The following is a 19,115-nucleotide window of genomic DNA, read 5'->3' on the forward strand; positions in this document are numbered from 1 at the left end:
ACTGCATCGACCTGCCCAGAAGAACGCTTCTCGCAACCTCCATGGCGTTCTTCCCGTCTGTAAAGCTCCCGGAGCATAGCTGCTCAACCTTATGGGGATCATAGCCTTTTGCATTGTCCTCCCAGCAATATTCTCCGCCGATCTTCAGAGGCACATCCTTCATCGTGGCTGTCGCAGTGAAGCCTGCGCATTTCCTTCATGTCCCAGCCTGTCGCAGTTACCGCGGAGAGCTGTGCGGCAAGGTCTGTCTTTGTCCTTGCTGAAATCAGGGACTTTCCCCATTCAAGGACCACATCGTCATCTGTCGGTGTTATCTCTGTCTTTACGTAGACAGTGTTTCCGTGGCAGTAGACTGTCTTTCCGTATTTGCCCGCCAGGTACATGATGTAGCCATAATCAGTGAAATTTTTCTGCTCGATATAGCTGTATTCAGGGCCGAACTCCTCCACGTCGGCATTCAGATTGTATCCTTGCACTATGTCCCTGATTATGCCTGCAGGCGTCTTATGCTCAAACGATGCGCATCTTGTTCCTTTGTTTAGCCTAAGGAGCTTTGAATGTATCTTTACCTCCGTCGGGGGAGAGCTGCATTCATCAAGCCGCGGCGCAAATCCTGTAACCTCGCCGGCAAAAACCTCATGGACGTCATCCTTGTATCCAAGGTGTATTGAGACCTCGCTTCCTATGGCAAATGTGCCGTCGTTGCAAAAGTCCAAAGGTGAACTTCCGAACAAAATGCTCGCAGTCCCGGCAAAGTCTAGCCTGTCATGTATATGGATTCTTTTCAGCGCGCCCTCGTAGCCTGTGTCAAGGCGCCTGCCGTCAACATAGGCTATCCAGACCGGCGTAAGTGTTCTGTTCTCTCCTGGCATTTTGCAACACCTCTTGTTTTATCTTTTTATATACAATGAATTATACAATGGCTTGGCGATTTAGTTAATAGCTAAAAAATAATCTTGACCTTTTAGCTTTATATGCTTAGAATTTATGCATGATATTTGGAGTATTCGTGTTTTAAATATCAGTTTGAGTTTATATCCTGCGCGCTCAATTCTAAACCTAACTAGACTTCAAAAAAAATCAAATTAGATTCACAATGTAATGCAACTAGATTATGGTGCTTAACACTTTAGTAATTGTATCTGATTTCTAAAGGTACAGGCTGCTATGCCTTACGCTACAGTTTATCTGGGGCGTAAGCACATCGCTCAGCATGGGTCGTTGCTGTTTTCTTTTTCTTTCCGCTTATTCAATTTGCGCATTCAGCAACAAAATTCACTTCTATTAAAAATTAACACAATTCTAACAATTCAATAACCTTCAAAAAACACAGCCTCTTTAGATTTTTCATCGTAAAACAAAAAACCGAACGGAGGTTTGAACTATGAAAAAGACTATGTATGCTGCGCTCAGCGCAATCACACTGGCAGTTTTAGGCGGAACATTATTTGCCGCTCCTAAAAAAGACAAAAACTTCGGAAAGAAAAGCGTTGTTCTTATAAGCCGCGAAGAAGGAAGCGGAACAAGAGGCGCATTTGTTGAGCTTTTCGGAATTGAAATGAAAAACGCGGAAGGCAAAAAAGTTGACTTCACTTCTGAAGAAGCCGACATTACAAACAGCACAGAAGTAATGCTCACTTCAGTTGCAGGAAACAAATACGCAATTGGCTATGTTTCTCTAGGCTCTCTGAACAAAACTGTAAAGGCTTTAAAAATTGAAGGAGTTTCTCCAAGCGTTTCAAGCATTAAAAACGGAACTTATAAAATTTCCCGCCCGTTCAACATCGTAACAAAAGAAACCGGACTTTCAGAAAACGCTTCTGATTTTATCCGCTTCATTCTTTCAAGCGACGGACAAGCAATTGTTGAAGCCAACGGCTACATCAGCGCAGCTCAAAATCCGGCTTATATTGCAACTGGCAAAAAAGGAAAAATCACTGTGGCTGGTTCTTCAAGCGTAACTCCTGTAATGGAAAAACTTGCTGAAGCCTACGAAAAACTGAACCCGGAAATCAAAATTGAAGTCCAGATGTCGGACAGCACAACCGGCGTAAACAGTGCGCTCAACGGAGTCTGTGAAATCGGAATGGCAAGCCGTGAATTAAAAGATAGCGAAAAAGCAAAAGGCGCGCTTCAGACAAAAATTGCAATAGACGGAATCGCAGTAATCATCAACAAGGAAAACCCAACAGAAAGCGCATCGATTCAGTCAGTCAAAGACTTGTATATTGGAACAATTTCAAAATGGGGCGATGTAAAATAAGTTCCACATCGTAAACAAAAATTGCAGTGCAAATCCAGTTCGGACAAGCGCTGCAATCCAGTTCTTTTAAAAGCAGTAAATTATGAAAAACAAATATATAGAACAGACAATGCGATTCGTTTTTCTTGCGGCAGCGTGCGTTTCAATCGCGGCTACAATAACAATCTGCATTTTTCTGTTTGCAAACGGCGTTCCTGCCATGCTTAAAATCGGACTAAAGAATTTCATCTTTGGTTTAAAGTGGAAACCTTCCATAGACCTCTACGGAATTTTCCCGATGATTGTAGGCTCAATTACGGTAACGCTCGGGGCATTAATTCTGGGAGTTCCGCTCGGGCTTTTTACAGCGGTTTTTCTTGCACGCTACTGTCCAAAGAAAATCTACAGCTTTTTTGAAAGCGGCGTAAAACTTTTGGCTGGCATTCCTTCTGTAGTCTACGGTTTCTTCGGCCTTACAGTTATAGTTCCTGCAATCAGAAATACGTTCGGCGGAAACGGAACTTCAATTCTTGCCGCTTCGATTGTCCTTGCGATAATGATTCTTCCAACAATAATAAGTGTAAGCGAATCTTCAATACGGGCTGTTCCTTCGCTTTACTTTGAAGGTTCCCTCGCATTAGGAGCTTGCAAAGAACGAAGCATTTTTCTTGTTGAACTCAAAGCGGCAAAAAGCGGAATCATGGCAGGAATAATTCTTGGAGTGGGACGCGCTGTTGGAGAAACAATGGCAGTCATCATGGTCGCAGGAAACCAGGCGATTCTTCCACGCAGCCTTGTAAAAGGAATCAGAACGCTTACAGCAAACATCGTTCTTGAAATGGGATACGCCGCGGACTTGCACAGAGACGCTCTCATTGCAACTTCTGTAATTCTGTTTATTTTCATTTTGATTATAAACTTGTGCTTTTCACTCTTAAAAGAAAAGAAGGAGTAGCAGATGAAAACAGTCAAAAATGTCGTCAGTTTTCATCTTTTAAAGTTTGCGTTGCAAACTTTTTTATCAACTGCAATTTCTCACTACGTTGCGGAATTGCTTAAAAAGTCAAATCGAAAGTTGAAACTTTCTCATTGACTTTTTATGGGAGTAGCAGATGAAAACTTCGCAAACATTTCAGTCAAAAGTTCTAAAGACGCTTGTGCTTGGAGCTGGAATTTTTACAATTGCAATTTCGTGCGGAATCGTAATCTACATTCTTGCAAGAGGAATTCCAAATTTAAATTTGTCGCTTTTCAGTATAAAGTACACAAGCGAAAACAGCTCGCTTTTTCCGGCATTGATAAACACGCTTTCGGCAACAGCAATAACGCTCGCAATAGCAGTGCCAATTGGAATTGGAGCCGCAATTTATTTAAGCGAATACGCATACCGCGGAAGCAAAATCGTAAAGGCAATCAGACTTGCAACAGAAACATTGTCTGGTATTCCTTCAATCGTGTACGGACTTTTCGGATTTTTGTTTTTTGTAACTTTCCTGCACTGGGGATTTTCTTTGCTTGCCGGATGCTGCACGCTCGCGATTATGATTCTCCCGGTAATCGTTCGCACAACAGAAGAAGCCTTGCTTTCCGTAAACGACAGCTACCGAGAAGGAAGCTTCGGGCTTGGAGCCGGAAAACTCCGCACTGTATTTTGCATTGTTCTGCCTTCTGCAGTTCCCGGAATAATAGCTGGAATTGTATTAGGCACAGGACGCATTGTTGGAGAAACAGCAGCTTTAATCTATACAGCAGGAACAGTCGCGCGGATTGCAGGCGGAATGCAAAGCGGAAGAACTCTCGCAGTCCACTTGTATGCGCTTTGGAGCGAAGGTCTTGCAACAGGACAGTCTTATGCAACGGCGGTAATTCTTCTTGCAATAGTTCTAATTTTGAACTGGCTAAGTTCTCTTCTTGAAAAAATAATCACAAGGAAAAACAAAAATGAATAAAAGCAAAATATCAGTCCAAGACTTAAATTTATTCTATGGAAACTTTCAAGCTCTTTACGATGTAAATCTTGAAATTCCTGCAAACATGGTTACAGCGTTCATCGGACCAAGCGGCTGCGGAAAATCAACATTGCTAAAAACTTTCAACAGAATGAACGACCTTGTTGTAGGCTGCAGAACAGAAGGCAAAGTTTTAATAGACGGCGAAAATATTTTTGAAAACATAGACGTAAACCTGCTCAGAAAAAAAGTCGGAATGGTATTTCAAAAACCGAATCCGTTTCCAATGAGCATTTACGACAACATCGCTTACGGTCCGCGCACTCACGGAATCAAACGCAAAAGCGAGTTGGACAACATCGTTGAAAAAGCCCTTCAAGACGCGGCAATCTGGGACGAAGTAAAAGATAGGCTGAACAAAAGCGCGCTAGGACTTTCCGGCGGACAGCAGCAGCGCCTTTGCATTGCACGCGCTCTTGCAATAGAACCGGAAGTGCTTTTGATGGACGAGCCTACAAGCGCGCTAGATCCAATCAGCACAAGCAAAATAGAAGACACAATCGCTGAGTTAAAAAGCAAATACACAATTGTAATTGTAACCCACAACATGCAGCAGGCAACCCGCGTAAGCGACTTAACGGCATTCTTTCTGCTTGGAAAAGTGATTGAATACGGACAGACGGAACAAATATTCAGCGCGCCAAAAAACAAAAAAACGGAAGATTACATCACAGGAAGATTCGGCTGATATTTTTCAAAACAGAAAAGCAGAAATTTCTACAAGAGGAAAAAGATGAGAAACAACTTTAACTTGCAGCTAAATGAACTGCACGAAGACTTAAAAAAAATGGGAACACTTTGCGAAGACTGCATAACGTTTGCAACCCAGTCGCTTCTACTTGGAGATACAGAACTTGGAGAGCGCGCAATTCAGGCGGAAAAACAGACAGACATAATGGAAAAAGAAATTCAAAATCTTTGCATGAGAATTCTTTTGCAGCAGCAGCCGGTAGCAAGCGACCTTAGAACAATAAGCGCGGCAATCAAAGTAATCACCGACATGGAAAGAATCGGAGACCAAGGAAGCGATATTGCAGAACTCATAAAGAAAACGCAAATTCCATTCGAAGCCTTCAACTCTCACATCGCGGCAATGGCGGACTGCATAATTCGCATGGTAACAGGCAGCGTGGAAAGCTTTATCAAACAGGATGTGAAACTTGCCAAGCAAATTGCAGACCTTGATGACCAGGCGGACGATCTTTTTATACAAATCAAAAACGATATTCTGGACATGATGTCTGGAAAAACAAAGCACGACCGCGCATTCGGCGAAAAAGCTCTCAATACATTGATGATTGCAAAATATCTTGAGCGCATAGGAGACCACGCCGTAAACATAACTGAATGCACACAGATGGCAGTAGGACCCAAGAACGCGCAGCAGGAATAAAAAGCAAAGCTGAACCATTTCAAGCCGCCAGAAAAATCCCCGGACAACCGGGGATTTTTTTATGAAAAAACAGTAAGCGAAAATTCACCAAAAGTTTATTTTAATCTAACAAAAATCAAACAGAAGAATTTTATTTTTTTGCCAACAAAGAAATAAATCTGCAAAAGCAAAAACATTGCAGATTTCATCAAGCAAATCTTTAAGATAGGAGTTATCTTATGAAAAAACTTTTGGCTGCATCCGTTGCAGGAATTCTTGTATGCGCATCAGTTTTCGCACAGAAAGTTTCGCTCACAAACACATTCGGGGCAAATGACGACAACACAGGAAACGGAGACTTTCTTGAGTTCAACAGAAAAGTAAAAGACAACGGAGATTTGGACGACGGATTTGAAAACGAAGAAGCCCACGTAGACAACAGGCTTCAGCTCGACTTTTCTTCTGAAAAACTTGACGGAAGAGTCCGCATGGAAACTTACGGACTTAAGCTCAACGGAAAAGAATCCACAACAAGACTCCGTGGCTTTGTTCGCTTTTCACCATTTGAACAGATTAAGCTTGCGCTCGGAAACGAATTCTTTACAAAAATTACAGCAGACGCAGCTTACCTTGGAGCGGCAGACGACACGCCAAAATGGGGACGCATGGCAGAAAACGGATTTGCAGTTGTAGCTCTTCCAGTTGAAGGATTTAAGATTTCCGGCGGAATAAGAGGAAACACAGAATACGACAACAACGACAAGTACCGCCTTGACTTCGGAGCGCAGTACGCAGCAAAAGACCTCGTAACTTTCGGAGCAACAGCAAAAAGCGTAACTAACGACGACCGCACATTCGGCTTGTTCGCTGGAATCAACAGCATCCAGAACATGATGCTCAACCTTGGCTTTGTATACAACGCAAACGACACAGACTTCATTCCAGAAGAAACAAAATACGCACTCACATTCTCAGCAGGATACGAAATGAAGGACGCAGGATTTTCAATTTACGCTGATGTTGTTTCAGGACTTTCAAGCAAGTACATTGACAAGGAATACAAAACAAGCGACTTGAAAAACGACAAAGGCGACAAGGGAATTCCGTTCCAGGCAAAGCTCCTTGCAAACTACGCACTTACAGAAGCCACAACACTTTCGCTTGCTGTAACAGAAGCCACAGTTATTGGATGGGACGATGCTTACACAACAACAGTTTACCCTTACGCAACATTTGCGCTTCCACAGAACATGGGAGATCTGGACATGGGCGTAAGAATGGAACTTACAAGCGACGGACTTACAAAGTTCTCAATTCCTTTCAGCTGGAAATGCAAGTTCATAAATAAGAAATAACAGATTCCCTTGTCAAGCAAGGGAATGACAAAACAACCTGTCCGCATGGCTTGCCTCCTTTGCCATGCGGATTTTTTTTCATTTTTTTTGCCGTTTAAGTTGTCATTTCAAATAAACTCATTATAATTATAGACATACAACAAAATTCTATTTTTTAAGGAAACAAAATGAAACTTAACGTTCACCCCCCCCCATTGGATTTTAGCCTGCATTCTGGCTCTTAGCCTTGCATTTACATTCCCTTCCTGTTCCGACGGCTCAAGCGGAAGTTCTGATGATGAACAGACAGCACTTCCAACCTACACCGTAACTCTTGACGCGAACGGCGGAAATCTTGGCGAATTGCAAAACATTACCGAAGTTGCCGGAACGGAAATCACGCTTCCTGCCGGAACTGCGTTTACACAAGACGGATTTGACTACATTTTTGCAGGCTGGAACACAAAACCGAATGCGACCGGCAAAAACTACGCGGCTGGCGAAAAAATCACGCTGACCTCAAACATCACCCTCTACTCAAAGTGGGGGCTTACGGCTGAGGATGCGCTCAAAAAAATCCAAAGCATTACAGAAAGCGGCGTGCATACGGTAAGCATTGTGGGAAACGTCGCGGACTGCATCGCAAAGACCGACAGAGATACTCTTTCTCAAATGCAGGAGGCGCTCTGGGCGTTGCAGCAAAGTTATCCGGATGCAAGAATCATACTTGACCTGAGCGGAACTGATGACCTTACGGCGGTTCCTGCTGATGCGTTCAATGGCAGGTCTAAGTTTAACTGTGAAAATCTTTCGGGCATCATTCTTCCTCAAAGCGTCAAAAGTATTGGAAGCTATGCATTTAACATGTGTATAAATCTTGTAGATGTGGTTCTGCCAAAAACTCTTGATTCTGTTGGAAATTATGCTTTTCTTTGCTGTTATAGCCTGACGGAAATTGTCATTCCAGAAGGTGTTTCGGAGCTTGGTATCATTTTTGATTTCTGTACAAGCCTGAAGAATGTGTCGCTTCCTTCATCATTGAGAAAACTCACTAGTACATTTTATAACTGTAGTTCACTAGAAAAAATCGTAATTCCCGAGGGAGTGGAAACTCTAGGATATTCTGTATTTTACAATTGCAGTTCGCTTGTAGATATAACGCTTCCTTCCACATTGAAAGAATTTGAAGAGCAGCCTATTTTTGGCGAATCTCTGGCTTTTTTTTCTTGCAAAAGCCTTAAAAACATCGTGATTCCGGACGGTGTAACTAAACTGTCAACAGCACTTTTCTATGAATGCTCCTCGCTGGAAAGCATAACAATTCCCGCCAGCGTTACAGAAATAAGCAGAGGCGCATTCGGCTTATGTACAAACCTCAAGACAGTAAACTACAAAGGCACAAAATCCGACTGGGAAGCAATTAGCATAGATACCAGAAATTCAAGCGATGAAGAAAACGCAAACATCGCGCTGTCCAGAGCAACCATAATCTGCACCGACGGCAGAATAGAGCCAACAACAGGCGAGTAGACTTGTCATTGTCGTGCTTGACCTTTGCCATTGTCGGACTTGATCCGACAATCTCGTGTGGATAGATTGCCCGGTCAAGCCGGACAATGACACGGAGTTTGTGTCAAAGCAAGGGAATGACATTGGTAATACACCGGGGAATGGCAGTGTGTTTTGTCATCCTCCGGCTCGACCGGAGAATCTCAGGTGTGGAGATTCTTGATCTAGTTTGCTACGCCAACATCGCAGCATCAAGTGCGGGAATGACATTGAAATCAAGCCGGGGAATGACAAAATGAAGTGCCATTGCCAAAGTAGAGATTGCCGTGTCGTAGCACGGCAATGACATTGAAATCACGTCGTGGATTTTTTTGTTTTCGGGACTGCGCTGTTCAGTTTTTTTATCTGGCGTTCCACATTCTGCGCAAAGTTTCCGTAGGCGGCATTGTCCGCAATCGACATGGCAGAAAGATACGGAACAAGTTTTTCGTTTATTGTGCGCACAAGCCTACCCTTTATGGAATACGCGCTTTCGTTTTTTAACGCCCTGCTGCGCACAAACTCATCGTTCGCCTTGTAAAAGTCATCCTCGGCATTCCGCAAAGCCTGAATCAGTTCCGCCACGCCTTCCAAAGCCGCAGCGTCATTTTTTTCCTGCTCCCTTGAAAAATCCTCCAGCATGCTTTCAATAAGCGAAGACTTTGACGAATAGTTTTCCGAAGTGATTTTAAGACCGTACTTTTTAAACACAGCAAGAAGATGTTTTGCGCACTCTCTTTTTTCCGCAGAAGGAAACACCGCGTATCCTTTTAAAAGCGCATTCAACTTCCTGATTTCCTCATTGCGCGCCTTGTCTTTTTCCGAAAGAGAACTTTTCACCGTGTCCTGCATAATCGCCGTAGTAATTTCCGCGGAAAGCCTTTCAATCTCGCTGAACGTTTCCGCAAGAAATTTGTCCTCAATTCCAAAATCCTTGTAAAGCCGCACAAAATAGTCCGAAAGCCCGTCCGCCGCCGTTACATGAATTGAATTTCTAAGCTTATTCATCGCTCCTCCAGTCAAAATCACCATGATTTTTACAGAAAACAAATATTTTTTAACAAAATCAAAATGATTATGTGTAAAAATAAATATTTTTAAAAAAAATCAAAATAATTTTATTAAACATAACATATTTTTTAAAATAATCATAATGATTTTTGAAGAAAATAAATATTTTTAATAAAAATCACTGTGATTTTACAAGAAAACAAATAATTTTACAAAAAATCACCGTGATTGTAGTAAATAATAAATGTTTTTAATAAAAATCATAATAATTATGTTAGGGAAATATTACTCTCCACCTTAAATTTTCATGTTATTGTCTAAGTTTTTATAAACAATCAATTTATCACATCATTTGCACTTGATTTTGCATTAAAACAGACATATATTTGTAGCAACAGGAGGCGCAATATGACAAATCTTACAATAAGGCTTAACCAGAACGACAAAAATGAATTTGCCACAATCTGCGACAAGATCGGCCTTTCGGTTTCCGCGGCATTCAACGTTTTTGTTAAAGCGGTGATTCACGAGCAGCGCATTCCGTTCGAGCTTTCCGCACGAGACGACAGCTTTTACTGCCCGGCGAACATCCGCCACCTTGAGCAGCTCAAGAAACTTGACGACGAAGGCAAGCTTCATTTTTCAGAACATTCGATTGAGGAAATTGACATGATGGCTGAATGAAGAAAGAATTCTATGACTTGGCTTGGGAGCAGATTGAATACTGGCAGAATCAGGACAAAAAGACGCTGAAAAAAATCTCAAGGCTTCTTGCCGACATCGAACGCAACGGAAACACAGGGCTTGGTCATCCTGAGCCGCTGAAGGGAAATCTTTCAGGCTGGTGGAGCCGCGAAATTGACGAGAAAAACCGCCTTGTCTACAAAATCGATGGAGACAGCATAAAAATCTATCAGTGCAAGAATCATTACAACGATAAATAGCCCCCGCACTTCAAACTGATTTTTAACACAATCAACACAAAGACAAAACACTCGGCGCAAATAATGCCTGCATGAACTTTGATGAAATATTGTCTAGCAAAAATCTTTACACTGTTTTTCAGCCGATTGTCTCGCTGGAAACTGGAGACGTATTTGCTTACGAGGCTCTCACTAGAATTGACGAGTCGGTTTACATCGGAAGCATAAAAAATCTGTTCAAAATTTCCGAGGACGCAAGCCTTTCATGGCAGCTTGAAAAAAAGTGCATAAAGTCCGCGCTCAAGACTGCAAGAGCTTTGGGGCTCAAGCGCAAGCTGTTCCTGAACATAAATCCAAACGTTCTCATGGAAGAAGAGTTTCAGGAAAACTACATCAAAAGCAAGCTTGAAAAAAACGGAATAGAGCCGTCAAGCATTGTGTTTGAAATAACAGGCCAAAAGCTCACAGGCTCGGAACAAAAGCTTTGCGATGCCGTTTCGCATTTTAAAAGAGAAAAGCTCAAGCTCGCAATTGACGACATCGGAGAATCCCACGCCGCGCTAAACAGAATCTGCACACTGAATCCGGACTTTATAAAAATCAGCATAGATTTGGTTCAGTCAGTTCACAAAGACAAAGTAAAAAAGGAAATCGTAAGAAGCCTGAGCGCGTTCTGCAAAAACTCTGGAATAAAGCTGATTGCCGTTGGAGTTGAAACAGAAGAAAACCTTGCTGCAATTATGGAGCTTGGCATTCCTTACGCCCAGGGATTTTTTACAGGAAAGCCGGAACGCGTTTTTACCAAGACAAGCAAAGAAGCGTTTGTAAGAATAATTTCGTACCAAAACAAAAAAAGCGCAAAGTTCGTTGAAGAAAAAAAGAGCAGCGCAAAGAAAAAGCCACAGGGAATTGTCCCCACAGAAGGAATAAAGCAAGACAGCCGCCCGATTTCTCAAATCACAAGAAAAGGCATGACGATTCCAGAAACAATGGCAGTTGCGGACGTTCTTGCCCTCTTTGATGCGAACCCTGAAATTTCAATCTTTACAGTTGTGGACACAGCAAGCAAGGTCATAGGAATTATTCCGCGCATTACGCTGTTTAAGGTTTTAGGCACTCAGTACGGATTCAGCATTTATTCCAAAAAGCCCATTTCGCGCCTAATGGTTACGGACTATCTTGCGGTTGAGTTTTTTGAGCCGGTGGAAGTTGTTGCATCCAAGGCAGCTTCCCGTGCAGAAGAGCATCTTTACGATCCGATTGTCGTTGAGCAGAACGGAATTTATTTTGGCGTTGTAATATTCAAGGACCTGCTTGAAATCATCGTTAATGTTGAAGTTCTTGAACGCACGCAGGAGCTTAACAAGACAACAAGAAAGCTTTTGGAGCAGGAAGCAATGCAGCTGCGCGACTTAAAGCTTGCCGAGATTGTTCAGAAAAGCATTTACCCTAGCCGCGCGCCAAAAACTTCCAAGTGGGACTGCGCATATATTTTTAAACCCATGGCTTCTGTTTCTGGCGATGTCTATGACTTTTACTATGATGAAAAAGGCAGCTTGAACGGTGCTGTGCTGTTCGATGTTTCCGGGCATGGAGTTGCTTCCGGGCTTGTGGGAATTCTTTCCAAATATCTTGCAAAGGACACTTTCCGCGAAAATAAAAACGAGGAGCTTAGCGAGCTTGCAAGAACGTTCAACAAAAAACTCATAAAGGAAAAGGCGAATGTTGAAAACTATCTTACAGGAATTCTTCTGCGCATAAAGGACAATAAAATTGAATACGTGAATGCCGGGCACACTGACTTGCTTTGTCTGGACAATAAAAGAAAAGTTTCAATTGCAGGCGGTACGGACGGAAGTTTCAGAGGCTCGTTTCTTGGAATTGAAGGATTGCCAGACAACTTTGAAACCGTAGATATTCCGCTTGAAAAAGACTCGTGCTACATAATGTTCACGGACTGCCTTACAGAAAGCCGAAACCTTGCAGGAGATGAGCTTGGCATTGAGCTTCTTCAAAAGATTCTTGCAAGAGCTCCTCAAGGAACAAGCGCAAAACAGCTTTTGGAATATTTAATCGATGTGTTCGAGGCGTTTACAGAAGCCGTTCCTTTGCGCGACGACCTTACAGTTATTATTCTTAAGTATCTTGGCGAATGAAAAAATAAAAGGCGTGTTAAAATTTAACAGAGTTTTAACATTCCAAATATTGAAAACCTGTGCGTTTGTTCTATAATGAAATTACTATGAAAATACTTATTGTAGATGACGAAGAGCCAATCCGCGAGCTTATTAAATACAATGTTGAAAAACAAAAGTACGAAACATTCACGGCGGAAAACGGACAGCAGGCACTGGAACTTTGCCGCAACAAAAATCCAGATCTCATAATTCTTGATCTTATGCTTCCAGACATGAGCGGGCTAGACATCTGCCGCATTATCAGAAATGACAGTTCCATAAAGGACATTCCAATCATCATGGTTACAGCAAAGACAGAAGATTCCGACATTGTAACCGGGCTTGAGCTTGGAGCGGACGACTATGTAACAAAGCCGTTCAGCCCGAAAGTTCTGCTTGCAAGAATCCAAAGTGTTCTGCGCAGAAAGGGAAATTCAATCCGCTCAAATTCAGACGAGGATATAAAAATCCGTTCGCTTGTAATTTCACCGCTCAAGCACAAAGTTACGCAGGACGGAAAAGAAGTGGAACTTAGCGCAACGGAATTTTCTATTCTTGAATTTCTTGCGCGCCACAAAGGGCAGGTTTTTAGCCGCCAGCAGATTATCAACGCTGTAAAAGGCTCAAGCTATCCTGTAACAGACCGCTCAATTGATGTTCAGATTCTAGGCATAAGAAAAAAAATCGGAGACAGTCCGGAAAGCTTAAATCCGTTCATTGAAACTTTGCGCGGCGTTGGCTACAGAATTTGCGAGGAATAATATATGCACAGGACTTTAAAAATCCACACGTTGCTTTTTGTCTTTAACGGAATTTTGCTTGCATCAGGATTCACGGTTTTGCTTTTTGTGTGCCTATGGGCGTTAGAAAGCACCGCTGTTGATCAAACAGAAGCAAATCTAAAGTCGTTCGCGCATTCACTTGCAAAAATTATTCCTCAAGATGAAAAAAACGCGGACACTTTTATAAAGGAACTTACGCATTCCGACAACTCTTTCAGGATTACGCTTATAAATCAAGACGGAACAGTTGCAGCGGATTCAGTTTCTAATCCAAGCGAAATGGAAAACCACAGCTACAGAAAAGAAGTGCGACTTGCTCTGTCAGGAAAAGAAGCAAGTTCAATTCACACAAGCTCTACAAACGGAAAAAGATTCATGTACTATGCGATTCCGCTTTCTGCAAACGAAGTTTTTTCCGCGCTTAGAATTTCCATGCCAGTTGAAGAAACTGTATTCTTTTCATCTTCCACAAAAAATACTTTTGTAATTTCAACAATTCTGATTTTTGCGCTTGTGCTGCTTGTTTCATTTTATATTTCAAGTAAAACTGTGCGCCCGATTTTTCTGATGAAAAAGGCAACGGAAGAATACGCAAAAGGCAACTTTGATTTTTACCTGAACATTTCTTCTCCTCAGGAAATGGCGGAACTTGCCCAGTCGTTCAATTCAATGAAAGACAGAATAACGCAGAACATTCAGAGTTTAAAGAAAGTTGAGCAAATCCGAAAAGATTTTGTTGCGAACGTAAGCCACGAACTAAAAACGCCGGTAACTTCAATAAAAGGATTCACGGAAACTTTGCTTGACGACGGAATAAACGAGCCTGAAACCGCAAAGCATTTTCTTGGAATTATAAATACGCAGTGCGAGCGTCTCATAAATATAATAGAAGACTTACTAACATTAAGCCGTCTTGAAACAGACAACGGAGTTCTTGAAACTGTAAAAACAAATCTTGTGCAGATTGCAAAAAAAGCCTGCTCAAATCTTGAAAGCGCGGCAAGTGAAAAACAAATCAAAATAAATTTCAGCTCAAACAAAAAAGAAATTTTTATAAAAGGAAACCCAGGACTTCTTGAGCAGGTAATAACAAATTTAATTGACAACTCGGTAAAATACTGCCCGGACAAAAGCATTGTTTCCTGTTCTATTTCTGAAAATTCCGGCAAGACAAAAATAATCGTGGAAGACAACGGAAACGGAATTCCAGATGAATACAAGGATAGAATTTTTGAAAGGTTCTACAGAGTTGACAAAGGCAGAAGCCGCGAGCATGGAGGAACTGGACTTGGACTTTCAATTGCAAGGCACATTGTAAATATTCACGGCGGAACTATAAAAGAAACAGGACGGCCGGACAAAAAGAAAGGCGCGCATTTTGAAATAGAGCTTCCGCTTTAAAATTTTTCAGCCAACTGCGGTTAATTCTGCATAAAATATTTTTTTTAGCTAATTATATATTGTATGCAGAATTATATTTTAGATTATTCCAAATCCGGCAAACAGCCAAACATAAGAGAACTCACGCTTTTAAATGGAATTTCCTATCCTGATGACGAAGAGCTTATAATGCTCATTTTGGGAAAAGGCACAAAAAACAATCCAATTGAAAGCCTTGCTGAAAAAGTTACAAAGACAATAAATTCCAGCAACGAAGAAGAACTTATTCCAAATCTAAAAAAAATAGACGGAATGGGAGAAAGCCGCGCGCTCATAATTGCCGCCGCACTGGAACTTGGAAGAAGAAGACGCGGAATTTTGCGTTCAGCCATAAATACGCCAAAAGACGTGATTCCATTTTTGCAGCACTACACGCTCATGCCGACCGAGCATTTTATTACAGTTACAGTAAACGGAGCAAAGGAAATTTTAAGCACAAGAGTTGTTTCAGTTGGAACAATAAACAAGGCTCTTATTCATCCGCGGGAAGTTTTTGCAAATGCAGTTTCTGAATACGCATCTGGAATTATCTGCTGCCACAATCATCCGTGCGGACAATGCTATCCTAGCAACGCAGATATTGATTCCACAAAGATTCTTCAGAAAGCGGCGAAAATTTTGGGCATTGCATTTATGGATCACATAATAATAACAAAAGAAGACTATTTTAGCTTTTTGGAGCACGGAATGCTATGAAAGTTGAATTTTGCAATGAAAGTTATTATATTTTTCAACATGAAACTCTACTCAAAAAAACAGCTTGTAACTTATTCAATTTCAACAGGAATTCTTGCAGCAGCCGCAGTTTCCGTATTCTTTATTTTTTTCAAAAATGATTCTTCAAAAAAATCCGGCAACGAAATTTCAGCAATAGAAAAAACTCAGTCAGAATCAAAGGAAGAAATTCAGCAGACATTTGAAGCGCTTTCTGTTGCAACGGAAAACGCTTCATACACACAGGACGAATTTCAAAATATTTCAGTGTACGAAAAATGCAACGAGGCAGTTGTAAACATCACTACAAAAGTAATGGGCTACAACTGGTTTTACGAGCCGATAGTAACGGAAAGCGGTTCAGGTTCTGGCTCAATTATCGATAAACGTGGATACGTTGTAACAAATGTCCATGTAATAGAAAAAGCTTCTGTAATCAATATTTCGCTTGCGGACGGAACAACTTACGAAGGAACTGTTGTAGGTCAGGACATAGAAAGCGACATTGCTGTTTTAAAATTCGAGCCGGCAAAAGGTGCTGACTTAAAAACAATTTCGTTCGGAAATTCTGAAAGCCTTAAAGTCGGACAAAAAGTCATTGCAATCGGAAATCCGTTTGCACTTGAACGCACAATGACAACCGGAATTATTTCAGGGCTTGGTCGTCCAATCCAAAAAAGCGCAAACGTAATAATCCGAAACATGATTCAAACTGATGCCGCAATCAATCCGGGAAATTCAGGCGGACCTCTTTTAGATAGCCAGGGACGCATGATTGGAATAAACACAATGATTTACTCTTCCAGCGGTTCTTCTGCCGGAGTCGGATTTGCAATTCCAGCAAGCACAGCCCGGCGAGTTGTAAGCGACCTTTTAAAATACGGAAAAGTCAACCGCGGGACAATGAAACTTTCACTCGTCCAAAATACAGCTAGAATTGCAAATTTCGCAGGATATGAAATTTCTTCCGGCATGATTGTAAGCAGCGTAAAAAAAGGAAGCAAGGCGGATCAAGCGGGAATCAGAGGCGGAACACAGGCAGTACAGTATGGAACTTTTAATCCGCAGACAATTTATCTTGGCGGCGACATCATAACAGAAATCAACGGAATAAAAATTTCAAAGCTTGCGGACTACTACAGCGCAATTGAAGACAAAGTTCCGGGAGACATTGTAACCGTAACAGTTTACCGCAACAAAAAATTTGAAAAGCTAAAAGTAGAACTTGAATCATCTACAAATTCACCTAATGCAAGCATATAAAAATAAGCTTTAGTTTTTCATCATGGCAAGTGAATTGTAAAACTGAATAAAAAATACCGGAACGGAAGCGAAAAAGCATAATTGGCGTAATTTGCTGTTTTTTTTGCCGTATGGCATAAAAGGAAATAACAAAGAGTTTCGAGTAGAAAATCTTTGTTATTTCTTCCAACAAAAAAAAATTGCAACCCTAGCCAATTATGATTTTCCGCTGAAAGTGCAGGTATTTTTTATTGTTCTTCTATAGTATATTCTGCCACACATAAACAATAGATTTTTTTTTATACTTTATCTAAAATAAACACATGAGAAAATTTCATGTTGTTTCTCCATTTGAGCCTTCTGGAGATCAGCCAAACGCAATAAAAAAACTTTCAGAAGGATTTTTCCGCGGAGATAAATATCAGACTTTAAAAGGCGTTACAGGAAGCGGAAAAACTTTCACAATGGCAAAAATAATTGAAGCAGTTCAGCGTCCAACTTTAATTATCAGCCACAACAAAACTCTTTCCGCCCAGCTTTACAGAGAATTCAAAACATTTTTTCCAGACAATGCCGTAGAATATTTTGTAAGCTACTACGATTATTACCAGCCGGAAGCCTATGTTCCTGCGCGCGATTTATATATAGAAAAAGACGCTTCCATAAACAAAGAAATCGACAAGCTTCGTCTCGCCGCAACTTACGCATTGATGGAACGCCGCGATGTAATTATCGTTGCAACCGTCAGCTGCATTTACGGACTTGGAATGCCAGACCTTTACAAGGAAATGCGGATTCATGTTGAAAAAGGAAATGAGCTTGACACGCACGAAATCGCATCAAAGCTTATTTCAATTCAGTATGAACGAAACGATATGATTCTTGAGCGCGGAAAATTCAGAATCAAAGGCGACACAATTGAAGTTTTTCCGCCTTACATGGAAACAGACGAGGCTTACAAAATTGAACTCGACTTTGACCAGATTTCACGCATAAAAAGATTCAACGCAATTTCTGGAGAAACAATAGAGGAACTTGATGAGCTTCAGCTTTACCCTGCCAAGCACTTTGTTGTTCCGCGTGATCAGATGGCAAACGTTACAGAAAAAATTCAGGCTGAACTTGATTTACGGCTTGAAGAGCTTCGTTCCGCCGGAAAAATTCTTGAAGCCGAGCGTTTAAAAACACGTACAACTTACGACCTTGAAATGATGAAAGAAATGGGCTATTGCTCTGGAATCGAAAATTATTCAGGGCCGATTTCCGGACGCAAAAGAGGAGATCCGCCAGCAACTTTGCTTCATTATTTTCCTGATGATTTTCTTTGCATGATTGACGAGGCTCACGTTTCTGTTCCGCAGATTGGGGCAATGTATGAAGGAGATCGAGCGCGCAAACAAAATTTAATTGACTTTGGATTCAGACTTCCAAGCGCACTGGACAACCGCCCTCTTAAAATCGATGAGTTCACAAAAAAAATGAACCAAGTGATTTTTGTGACTGCAACTCCACGCCCGGAAGAAATCAAAAAGTCAACACAGGTCGTAGAGCAGCTTATCCGCCCAACAGGACTTCTTGATCCAAAAATTGAAGTGCGTCCAAGCGAAGGACAAATGCAGGACATCTTTAAAGAAGTCAGCGAACGTATAAAAAAAGGCGAACGTTCATTGATTCTTACTCTTACAAAAAAAATGGCGGAAGATTTGACAGATTATCTTTCCGAGCTGAATTTAAAAGTCAAATACATTCATTCTGAAATTGACACATTTGAACGCGTTGAAATTTTAAAAAGTCTGCGCACAGGAGAAACCGATGTTTTAATTGGCATCAACCTTTTGCGCGAAGGAATCGACTTGCCGGAAGTTTCGCTGATTGCAATTCTTGACGCAGATAAAATCGGATTTTTAAGAAGCACAACTTCGCTGATTCAGATTATAGGACGAGCCGCGCGAAATGCTGACGGAACAGTTTTAATGTATGCGGACAGAATGAGCGATGCAATGAAAGAAGCCATTGACGAAACCAAACGCCGACGTTCAATTCAGGAAGCTTACAACAAAGAACACGGAATTGTTCCAAAGACAATAAAAAAAGCAGTTGAAGATATTCTTGAGCATCAGAAAGAAGACGCAGAACAAGAGGCAAACATAAAACTTGAAGCGTTAAAAAAGAGCGCGAATCTTTTTGTTGCCAGCCAAAGGAAAAAACTTCTTGACTTGATGAAAAAAGAAATGTCAGAAGCAGCCGACCGCCTCGACTATGAGCAGGCAGCCGTTTTACGTGATCAGATTATAGAAATAGAAAAAACTTACGGAAAATAA

At 41.4% G+C, this 19,115-nt stretch carries 17 protein-coding genes; 15 read left to right on the forward strand and 2 right to left on the reverse strand.

Annotation, left to right across the window (positions count from 1 at the left end):
• Positions 1-98 precede the first annotated feature (98 nt).
• Positions 99-872, reverse strand: coding sequence for a phage late control D family protein (locus tag B4C08_RS02640; RefSeq protein ID WP_296662534.1), 774 nt, complete (start codon positions 870-872; stop codon positions 99-101).
• Positions 873-1,384: 512 nt separating this feature from the next.
• On the opposite strand from B4C08_RS02640, the gene B4C08_RS02645 reads away from it, so the two are divergent.
• The 7 genes from B4C08_RS02645 to B4C08_RS02675 all read left to right on the forward strand — a co-directional run bounded on the left by B4C08_RS02645 (position 1,385) and on the right by B4C08_RS02675 (position 8,487).
• Complete coding sequence (locus B4C08_RS02645) at positions 1,385-2,263, forward strand: substrate-binding domain-containing protein (RefSeq protein ID WP_296090543.1); 879 nt, start codon at positions 1,385-1,387, stop codon at positions 2,261-2,263.
• 82 nt (positions 2,264-2,345) lie between these two features.
• Complete coding sequence (gene pstC / locus B4C08_RS02650) at positions 2,346-3,197, forward strand: phosphate ABC transporter permease subunit PstC (protein WP_296662536.1); 852 nt, start codon at positions 2,346-2,348, stop codon at positions 3,195-3,197.
• Positions 3,198-3,354: 157 nt separating this feature from the next.
• Positions 3,355-4,191, forward strand: a complete 837-nt coding sequence (gene pstA / locus B4C08_RS02655; RefSeq protein ID WP_296662538.1) for a phosphate ABC transporter permease PstA — start codon at positions 3,355-3,357, stop codon at positions 4,189-4,191.
• Positions 4,184-4,939: a phosphate ABC transporter ATP-binding protein PstB gene (gene pstB, locus B4C08_RS02660; protein ID WP_296662540.1), complete on the forward strand. Its 756-nt coding sequence runs from the start codon at positions 4,184-4,186 to the stop codon at positions 4,937-4,939. The genes pstA and pstB overlap by 8 nt, the downstream gene beginning before the upstream one ends.
• Before the next feature lie 45 nt (positions 4,940-4,984).
• The gene (gene phoU / locus B4C08_RS02665; protein WP_296090536.1) at positions 4,985-5,644 is read left to right on the forward strand and encodes a phosphate signaling complex protein PhoU; all 660 of its coding nucleotides are present in this window, start codon (positions 4,985-4,987) and stop codon (positions 5,642-5,644) included.
• Positions 5,645-5,862: 218 nt separating this feature from the next.
• Complete coding sequence (locus B4C08_RS02670) at positions 5,863-6,978, forward strand: hypothetical protein (RefSeq protein ID WP_296662541.1); 1,116 nt, start codon at positions 5,863-5,865, stop codon at positions 6,976-6,978.
• 213 nt (positions 6,979-7,191) lie between these two features.
• Positions 7,192-8,487 (forward strand): leucine-rich repeat protein, encoded by a 1,296-nt coding sequence (locus tag B4C08_RS02675; RefSeq protein WP_296662561.1) that lies wholly within the window; start codon positions 7,192-7,194, stop codon positions 8,485-8,487.
• A gap of 333 nt (positions 8,488-8,820) precedes the next feature.
• Here B4C08_RS02675 and B4C08_RS02680 read toward each other — a convergent pair whose 3' ends face one another.
• Complete coding sequence (locus B4C08_RS02680) at positions 8,821-9,513, reverse strand: DUF6261 family protein (RefSeq protein WP_296662543.1); 693 nt, start codon at positions 9,511-9,513, stop codon at positions 8,821-8,823.
• Positions 9,514-9,924: 411 nt separating this feature from the next.
• Between B4C08_RS02680 and B4C08_RS02685 the strand changes: the two genes are divergently transcribed.
• The 8 genes from B4C08_RS02685 (at position 9,925) to uvrB (ending at position 19,115) form a co-directional block, all read left to right on the forward strand.
• Positions 9,925-10,200: a type II toxin-antitoxin system RelB/DinJ family antitoxin gene (locus B4C08_RS02685; RefSeq protein WP_296662544.1), complete on the forward strand. Its 276-nt coding sequence runs from the start codon at positions 9,925-9,927 to the stop codon at positions 10,198-10,200.
• Complete coding sequence (locus B4C08_RS02690; protein WP_296662546.1) at positions 10,197-10,460, forward strand: Txe/YoeB family addiction module toxin; 264 nt, start codon at positions 10,197-10,199, stop codon at positions 10,458-10,460. The genes B4C08_RS02685 and B4C08_RS02690 overlap by 4 nt, the downstream gene beginning before the upstream one ends.
• 71 nt (positions 10,461-10,531) lie before the next feature.
• Positions 10,532-12,595 carry an EAL domain-containing protein gene (locus B4C08_RS02695; protein WP_296662548.1) on the forward strand — a complete coding sequence of 688 codons (2,064 nt, stop codon included), beginning with the start codon at positions 10,532-10,534 and terminating at the stop codon, positions 12,593-12,595.
• A gap of 86 nt (positions 12,596-12,681) precedes the next feature.
• On the forward strand, positions 12,682-13,377 hold the full coding sequence (locus tag B4C08_RS02700; RefSeq protein WP_295796194.1) for a response regulator: 696 nt from the start codon (positions 12,682-12,684) through the stop codon (positions 13,375-13,377).
• A 3-nt stretch (positions 13,378-13,380) separates the two neighbouring features.
• Complete coding sequence (locus B4C08_RS02705) at positions 13,381-14,799, forward strand: sensor histidine kinase (RefSeq protein WP_296662550.1); 1,419 nt, start codon at positions 13,381-13,383, stop codon at positions 14,797-14,799.
• Between the two features lie 63 nt (positions 14,800-14,862).
• Positions 14,863-15,534 carry a JAB domain-containing protein gene (locus B4C08_RS02710; RefSeq protein WP_295796198.1) on the forward strand — a complete coding sequence of 224 codons (672 nt, stop codon included), beginning with the start codon at positions 14,863-14,865 and terminating at the stop codon, positions 15,532-15,534.
• Positions 15,535-15,573: 39 nt separating this feature from the next.
• The gene (locus tag B4C08_RS02715; protein WP_296662564.1) at positions 15,574-16,815 is read left to right on the forward strand and encodes a S1C family serine protease; all 1,242 of its coding nucleotides are present in this window, start codon (positions 15,574-15,576) and stop codon (positions 16,813-16,815) included.
• A 302-nt stretch (positions 16,816-17,117) separates the two neighbouring features.
• Complete coding sequence (gene uvrB, locus B4C08_RS02720; protein WP_296662552.1) at positions 17,118-19,115, forward strand: excinuclease ABC subunit UvrB; 1,998 nt, start codon at positions 17,118-17,120, stop codon at positions 19,113-19,115.

The organism is Treponema sp. UBA753 (assembly GCF_002297325.1).
Lineage (GTDB): Bacteria > Spirochaetota > Spirochaetia > Treponematales > Treponemataceae > Treponema_D.

Excerpts from the sequence above, each read along its gene's own strand:
- B4C08_RS02715 (WP_296662564.1), top strand. The coding sequence starts at position 15,574 with ATGAAACTCTACTCAAAAAAACAGCTTGTAACTTATTCAATTTCAACA.
- B4C08_RS02685 (WP_296662544.1), top strand. The coding sequence starts at position 9,925 with ATGACAAATCTTACAATAAGGCTTAACCAGAACGACAAAAATGAATTT.
- B4C08_RS02700 (WP_295796194.1), top strand. The coding sequence starts at position 12,682 with ATGAAAATACTTATTGTAGATGACGAAGAGCCAATCCGCGAGCTTATT.
- B4C08_RS02680 (WP_296662543.1), bottom strand. The coding sequence starts at position 9,513 with ATGAATAAGCTTAGAAATTCAATTCATGTAACGGCGGCGGACGGGCTT.
- B4C08_RS02645 (WP_296090543.1), top strand. The coding sequence starts at position 1,385 with ATGAAAAAGACTATGTATGCTGCGCTCAGCGCAATCACACTGGCAGTT.
- B4C08_RS02670 (WP_296662541.1), top strand. The coding sequence starts at position 5,863 with ATGAAAAAACTTTTGGCTGCATCCGTTGCAGGAATTCTTGTATGCGCA.
- uvrB (WP_296662552.1), top strand. The coding sequence starts at position 17,118 with ATGAGAAAATTTCATGTTGTTTCTCCATTTGAGCCTTCTGGAGATCAG.
- pstA (WP_296662538.1), top strand. The coding sequence starts at position 3,355 with ATGAAAACTTCGCAAACATTTCAGTCAAAAGTTCTAAAGACGCTTGTG.
- B4C08_RS02695 (WP_296662548.1), top strand. The coding sequence starts at position 10,532 with ATGAACTTTGATGAAATATTGTCTAGCAAAAATCTTTACACTGTTTTT.
- phoU (WP_296090536.1), top strand. The coding sequence starts at position 4,985 with ATGAGAAACAACTTTAACTTGCAGCTAAATGAACTGCACGAAGACTTA.
- B4C08_RS02710 (WP_295796198.1), top strand. The coding sequence starts at position 14,863 with ATGCAGAATTATATTTTAGATTATTCCAAATCCGGCAAACAGCCAAAC.
- B4C08_RS02690 (WP_296662546.1), top strand. The coding sequence starts at position 10,197 with ATGAAGAAAGAATTCTATGACTTGGCTTGGGAGCAGATTGAATACTGG.
- pstC (WP_296662536.1), top strand. The coding sequence starts at position 2,346 with ATGAAAAACAAATATATAGAACAGACAATGCGATTCGTTTTTCTTGCG.
- pstB (WP_296662540.1), top strand. The coding sequence starts at position 4,184 with ATGAATAAAAGCAAAATATCAGTCCAAGACTTAAATTTATTCTATGGA.
- B4C08_RS02705 (WP_296662550.1), top strand. The coding sequence starts at position 13,381 with ATGCACAGGACTTTAAAAATCCACACGTTGCTTTTTGTCTTTAACGGA.
- B4C08_RS02640 (WP_296662534.1), bottom strand. The coding sequence starts at position 872 with ATGCCAGGAGAGAACAGAACACTTACGCCGGTCTGGATAGCCTATGTT.